General features: G+C 66.6%; 2 protein-coding genes. One reads left to right on the top strand and one right to left on the bottom strand.

From position 1 onward, the window contains the following. The first annotated feature begins 15 nt into the window (after positions 1-15). The gene (locus Q0C81_RS13465) at positions 16-6,063 is read left to right on the top strand and encodes a calcium-binding protein (protein ID WP_291838795.1); all 6,048 of its coding nucleotides are present in this window, start codon (positions 16-18) and stop codon (positions 6,061-6,063) included. Between the two features lie 99 nt (positions 6,064-6,162). Here Q0C81_RS13465 and Q0C81_RS13460 read toward each other — a convergent pair. Next, positions 6,163-7,569, bottom strand: a 1,407-nt coding sequence (locus Q0C81_RS13460) for a tetratricopeptide repeat protein (RefSeq protein WP_291838792.1), incomplete at its 5' end; no start/stop codon positions are given.

Below are 7,569 nucleotides of genomic sequence, written 5' to 3'. Positions count from 1 at the left end.
CTGAGCCGGGAGGATGTGACCTTCGCCCGCGTCGGGACCGACCTGGTCATCTCGGTGATCGGCACGAACGACACCGTCACCGTTCGCAATCACTTCAGCAGCGGCCTGATGGGCGTCGATTTCGGCGTGGAAGAGATTCAGTTCGCGGACGGCGTTCTGATGGATGTTCGCGCGATCGCCGAAGTGGTCGGTCGCGGGACGTCGGCGAGCGAGACCGTCAACGGCTCGGCCCAGGAGGACCAGCTGGAAGGTCTCGCGGGCGCCGATCTGATGCGGGGCGGAGACGGGGGGGACACCTACTACTTCTCGGCCGGGCACGGTCACGACACCATCCACGACATCCAGAGCACGCCGGCGAACCAGACCGCCGACATGATCGTCGTGGACCTGCTGCTGACCTTCTCCACCGGGGACTCCATCCTGATCAAGGATCAGTTCTGGTACAGTTCGCTGGGCATTCGCGGCGGCATCGCGCCCGGCGGCGTCATCGGCGGCCTGCTCGACAATCCCTTCATCGGGGGCGGCAACCTCGCCCTGGACAGCCGTATCGAGGCCATCCTGTTCAAGGCGGGCGGGTCCCTGACATGGCAGGCCATCCAGGCCCTGCTGATCCAGCAGGCGACGACGGCGGGCGCCGATACGGTCCATGGCTTCGGCACCGGAGACCGCTTCCTCGCCAGCGCCGGCGACGATGTCTTCCATGGGTATGACGGGGGAGACGTCTATGAATTCGGCCGCGGCTCGGGACGTGACACCATCCACGACAAAGCGATCTACCTGACCCTTCTGGGCACGGATTCGGTGATCTTCGGCGGGGGCGTGAGCCTGGCCGATCTTCAGTTCACCCGCGTCGAAGGCACCAAGGACCTGCTGATCAGCATCAACGGGACGCAGGACAGTCTGCTGATCAAGAACCAGTTCGACGGTCGGATGATGGACCTGTTCGGCTTCTTCGGCGTGCAGTGGTTCGACCGGGTTGAGAACTTCGTCTTCGCCGACGGAAGCCGGATCGACTGGGAGACCATCCTCGCGATCGTCACGACCGGGGGCGACGGCGATGACTGGCTGGCGGGCGACTTCTACGCCGACACCCTGAACGGGGGCGCCGGCAACGACTATATGAACGGGGGCGACGAGGGGGACACCTATCTGTTCGGGCGTGGCGACGGCCAGGACGTCATCGAGGATACGCCCGGATTCGTGATCGGCCCCGAACCTGACCAACTGGTCTTCAAGGCGGGCGTCGCGGTCGGGGATGTGGTCTTCTCGCGGGATCCCGCCAGTGACGATCTGATCGTCTCCATCGCCGGCACGACCGATCAAGTCCGCATCAAGAACCAGTTCGTGGTGACCGAGACCGGGGTGTTCGGCACGATCGCCATGAACCAGGTGGAGCAGTTCCGCTGGGCCGACGGCACCGTGAAGAGTTTCAGCACGATCGTCGCGGACCTGATCGCGGCCTCGAGCACGGCGGGCGACGACACGATCCGGGGCTGGCATTTCGCCGACGTGATCGTGGGCGGGACCGGAAACGACCTCATGAAAGGGGGCAACGGATCCGACGTCTATGTCTTCAACCGGGGCGACGGCGCGGATGTGATCGTCGACTTCAACGACAATCTGTTCACGGGCAACGATGACCGGATCCAGTTCGGGGCGGGGATCGCGCCGAGCGACATCGTGCTCTCGCGCGTCGGCGACGACCTGATCCTGAGCATCACCGGTGCGACCGACCGGATCACCGTGCAGAACCATTTCTTCTATTCGACGCTGAACCTCCGCAGCAACGAGATGGAGTCCGTCCGCTTCCACACCGGCGAGGTCTGGACGGCGCACGATCTGCGGCTTCGGTTGATCGCGGCCGCCTCGACCTCGGGCGACGATCTTGTCGCCGGATTCCAGACCGACGACACCATCAACGGCGGCCAGGGCGACGATGTCCTGCGCGGAGGGGACGGCAGCGACACCTATGTGTTCGGCCCGGGGTTCGGGTCGGACGTGATCGAGGAGCACGTCGACAACGTCGCCTACGAGGACGTGGATACCGTGGTCTTCGCGGCGGGCTACGATTCCGACAAGGCGGTCTTCACCCGCTCCGGCGACGATCTGGTGATCTCCTTCGACGGCCTGGCCGACCAACTTACGGTCTCCGGTCAGTTCCACCACGCCGGCTGGTTCTCCGGCTGGCGGGACGTCGAGACCTTCACCTTCGGAGACGGCGTGGTGCTGACGGACGTGCAGATCCGTGAGCGGCTGCTGGTCGAGGCGAGGACCGCCGGCAATGACGTGATCGACGGATTCTACACCGCGGACATCCTGGATGGAGGCGGGGGCAACGACATCCTTCGCGGCGCCGGCGGCGGCGACACCTACAAGTTCGGCAAGGGCAGCGGGCAGGACGTCATCGAGGAGAGCTTCGACACCCTCTATGAGGACCATCCCGACACGGTGGAGTTCGGCAGCAATGTGCTGCGCTCCGAGGTGACCTTCACGCGAACGGGCGACGATCTGGTCATCACCATCGCCGGTGTCGCCGACACGTTGACGATTTCGGATCACTTCACACCCACGCGACAAGGGCGGGTGGAGTTCTTCCGCTTCGCGAGCGGCGTCACCCTGTCGGCGGCGCAGGCCGAGGCGAACGCCGTGGCCGGCTCGTCCACGTCCGGGAACGACAACGTTCTGGGCACGGCGGCGAATGATCTGATCGACGGCGGCGCCGGTACGGACTTCCTGCAGGGCAACGCCGGCAACGATACCTACCGGTTCGGTCGGGGCTATGGACAGGACACCGTGCTTGAGACCACGGCGACCTGGGGCGACAGCGGCGACGTCCTGGCGTTCACGGCCGATGTGCGGCCGGAGGATCTGATCCTCAGCCGAAACGGCGATCACCTGGTCATCGGCCTTGTTGGATCATCGGATACCCTGACCGTTCAGTATCAGCTGCGCAGCGCCAACTCCGGCAGCCTGGCCGGAAACCAGAGGATCGAAAGGTTCGTCTTCGGCGACGGGAGCGAATGGACCGCCGCGGAGATGGACCTGCGGCTGCTGCAGGCGATGCAGACGGCTGGGAACGATACGATCATCGCCTTCGACACGGGGGACGTCCTGGACGGCGGCGCCGGCAATGACTGGCTGCAGGGCGGCCTCGGCAACGACACCTACCTTTTCGGACGGGGATCGGGGAGCGACACGATCAACGAAAGCGACGCCACCTGGGGCGATGCCGACGATGTGGTCCGCTTCGGGCCGGATATCGTGGCGGCTGATCTCCAGTTCTCGCGGCAGGGCGACAATCTGATTGTCAGGATCGCCGGGGCCACCGACCAGCTGACCCTGGTCGGCCAGCTTCGCTCGAGCAATTCGGCGGGCATCTACGGGACGGACCGGGTGGAGCGGTTCATCTTCGCCGACGGCAGCGCGCTCAGCGCGGCGGATGTGCAGGATCGGCTGCTCGCCGCGCAGCAGACCTCCGGCAATGACCAGATCTACGCCTTTGACACCGCCGACGTTCTGAACGGCGGCGCCGGCAATGACTTCATGAGGGGCGGCCTCGGCAACGATACCTATCGCTTCGGGCGTGGGGACGGAGTCGATGTGATTTCGGAGACGGACGCGACCTACGGCGACGCCGACGACATCCTGTCCTTCAAGGCGGGCGTCGAGATGGACGACCTGTCCTGGACGCGTGACGGTCTGAATCTGATCATCAAAATCATCGGGACGTCCGATCAGATCACGATCCGCAACCAGTTCTGGTCGCTGGATTCGAGCAGCGTGCTGGGCACCGGGCGCATCGAACGGTTCCAGTTCGCGGACGGCTCGGAGCTGTCGGCGCCGCAGGTCGACGCCCTGGTGCTGCTGTCCCAGCAGACCGCTGGAAACGATCTGATCCTGGGCTACGCGACCGAAGACCGGCTGGACGGCGGCGCGGGGAACGACACCCTGACCGGTGGCGACGGCGCGGACACCTATGTGTTCGGCCGGGGCTATGACCACGATACGATCCGGGAAACCGACCAGACCTACGGCGCGCCCAATGACGCGGTGCTCTTCGGGGCGCTCATCTCGCAGAGTGATCTGTCCTTCAGCCGCGTGGGCCGCGACCTGGTCATCCGGATCGTGGGCGCGAACGACAGCCTGACCATCCGCAACCAGTTCTGGTCCCAGGATTCGGGCGGCGTTCTGGGCTTCGGGCGGGTGGAGCGGTTCATCTTCGCGGACGGCACGGAGCTTTCGGCGGCCCAGATCGATCAGTTGACCCTTCTGGCGCACCAGACGCCGGGCGCGGACACGGTGATCGGCTATGCGACCGCGGATGTGATCGACGCCGGCGCCGGAAATGACGTGCTCACCGGCGGCGCGGGGAACGATACCTACGTCTTTGGTCGCGGCTACGGCGTCGACACCATCATCGAAACGGAGGAGACCTACGGCGATCTCGCGGATCGTGTCGTCTTCCGCACCGGGATCGCGCCGGAGGACCTGATCCTGTCCCGCGTCGGACTGGACCTGGTGATCGATGTCGGCAGCGACCGGTTGGTGATCCGCTACCAGCTGATGGGGCAGAACTCATCTTCGGTTCAGGGCGCGACCCGGGTCGAGATCTTCGAGTTCGCCGGCGGGGTGGTCTGGACGGCCGCCCAGATGGACGCGGCTCTTCTCGCCCAGGCGGGGACAGCGGGGGCGGACGTCATCAACGGCTTCGCCTCGGACGACGTCATCGCCGGCGCCGGGGGCAACGATGAACTTCGCGGGGAAGGCGGCGCCGACGCCCTGAGCGGGGGCGACGGAAACGACCTGATGTACGGCGGTGACGGGGACGATGAACTCCTCGGCGGCGCGGGCAATGACCAGATGTTCGGTGGAGCCGGCGAGGACGTCGCGATCTACGCCGGCGACAGCACGGACATCAGGTGGGTCAGGCAGGCGGACGGATCGATCCAGGCGATCAACGATGCCACCGGCGAGGTCGATGTGCTGCGCGACATGGAAGGCGCCTGGTTCGAAGGTGACGAACTGTATGTGGCGCTCAACCAGGCGGTGGCCGCCTACGGCACCAATGGCAACGACAGCTGGCTGCCGGGCACCGCAGGCGCAGACAACATCTTCGGCAGGGATGGAGACGATCAACTGATCGGACGCGGTGGCAACGACTATCTGGACGGCGGCGCCGGCTATGACCAGGCGAACTATGCGGGGGCGTCCGGCAGCTTCACCTTCCGCCGGGCGGCCGATGGGTCGATCAAGGTGAAAGACACCACGGGTCTGGAAGGGGAAGACACCCTGGTCGGGGTCGAGGCCCTGTGGTTCGACGGGAACCAGACGTGGCTCGAACTTGACTACCTGGTCGCCGGCTACGGAACCTCCGGCAATGACGGTTGGGTGGAGGGCACCGAAGGCGACGACGACGTCTATGCGCTGGCCGGGGACGATTCGATCGTCGGCCGTGGCGGGAACGACCGCCTCTTCGGAGGCGACGGTTACGACCAGGCCAACTACTTCGGATCCTCGACCGATTTCAGCTTTGTCCTGAACCTGGACGGCACCGTGACGGTGACGGACCTGGTCGGCGATGAAGGGGTCGATATCCTGGACGGGGTCGAAGCCCTCTGGTTCGCCGGCGACGAGACCTGGATGTCGGTCGAAGACGCTGTCGGCGGCGCGGCCACGCGTCAGGCCCAGATCACGATCGGGCCGGATCAGGCGGTCTCGAAGGCGGCGCCGATGGCGGAGGTCAACCCCGAGGTTCGACCGGTTCTGGTCGAGACGAACGGGAAGGCGGGCGGGCCGCTGGTCCTGCCCGGCGTTTCAGACCTGCCGTCCCCGAAGGGCGCGGAAGGCCCGATCATCTGCTGGACGGATCCGAACGACCACTTCGTGCTCAAGCCCACGGATACCGGGCCGCTGGTTCGACCGACGGAACACCCCTTCGAATTCGATACGCGGGTCGTCTGGGACACCAGCCGCGGCTGGCAAACCCTGTTGACGATAGAAGAGGGCGCGGGCGCGAGTTCCACGGTGCTGTCGCCGCACGACATGGACGACTGGCTGCTCTGAGCCGGGCGCGGCCAGTGACGGTCAAGCGGGCGTAGGGAGCGGGGGAGCGCATCGGATGCGCGCGCCCCCGCTGTCAACGACCGAGGGGCTCTTAACGGATCAGCGCTCCGGCAAACCCGCCTGGACCATCACCTTGATGAGTCGCTCGGACGCCTGAACATAGGCCGGGCTGGCGTTGGCGTAGGGCGGGGCGATGTTGAGGGCGGTCGAGCCGGGCCGCAGCCTGAGCCCCTCGCGCATGGCGGCCTTGGCGTCGTCGATGCGGCCCGTCTGCTGATAGGCCACGGCCAGCAGCATGTGGGACCGTCCGGACGCCGGGGTGATGGCGATGGATCGATGGAGCCACGGCAGCGCGGCTTCGGGGCGGCCCAGCAGAAGATTGGCCCACCCGGCGCCGAGGAGCCAGGTCCAGCGCGACACCGGAGGGGTGTCGATCCGGTCGGCCTGCTGGAATGTCGCCAGCGCATCGTCGAAACGCCCGAGATGAACCTGACCGAGGCCGACGTGATACAGGGCGAGGCCGTCCCAGGGATCCAGGCTCAAGGTCCTGGAGCACTCCACCAGGCTCTCGACAAAACGGTTGGTCGCGCTGAGAAAGCGGCAGTAGGTCTCGGCGACCGCGATGGAGCTGGGCTTCACGCGCCGGGCGCGTTCAAGCGTCGCCTGGCTCTGGGCCTGGATGGCGGCGACCTCCTGGGGAGTGTACCAGGCCATCTGGACCCCACGGAGCTGAAGCCCGGCCAGGGCGACGGCCAGGTCGATGTTGTCCGGCTCGGCGGCGAGCGCGTCCTGCAGCATCGCCTCGGCGACATGGAACCGCTCGCGAGAGGTTTGATTGATGGAGGCGCTGGCCTGATCGATCACGAACCGGGCGGCTCCGGCGGAGGAGTCCGCCGTGGAGTCCTGGGCGCCGCCGCTCTCCATCAGATCGTTCAGACGTTGCGCCAACAGATGTCCGGCCCCCGCCGCCAGCCGGGATTGCTGAAGTTCGAGATCCTCTTCGCTTCCGTCGGCCGAGGCGCCGGCCACGGCCAGGACCTCGCCCGTGGCCGTGCGGATCATGCGCGCCTGCAGGGTCCATGATCGCCCCTCGCGCCGCAGCTCGCCCCGGATGACGAAATCCGTGTTCTCCCGGGGAAGCGACGCGGCCTGTTCCGGTTGCGCGATGACGACGCGGACCGTGTCGATCCGGGCGAGACCGTCGATCAGACGGGCGGTTACGGCCTCCGCCATCTCCGCCCCTTCCGGATCGGCGCTCGCATCGACGATCGGGATCACCACGATCGCCGGCGGCCGACGGCCGAAGACGGTGTCGAGGCCGAACACGGACGCGCCGATACCCAGGCCGACGACCACGCACAGCCCGATCACCACCAGGGCGATCATGCGTCCGCGTCCGCCGTGGCGGGGAGCGACCGGCTCGTCCGTTCGGGGCGTTGCGGGGGCGATGTCGGCCGTGACCGGGGCGGCGTCCTGCGGGCGGACGGTCGGGGTGTCCGTCACATC

The organism is Brevundimonas sp., assembly GCF_023259385.1.
Lineage (GTDB): Bacteria > Pseudomonadota > Alphaproteobacteria > Caulobacterales > Caulobacteraceae > Brevundimonas.
Note: the sequence above shows the minus strand (reverse complement) of the source record. Positions and strands in the feature narration are given on the sequence as shown.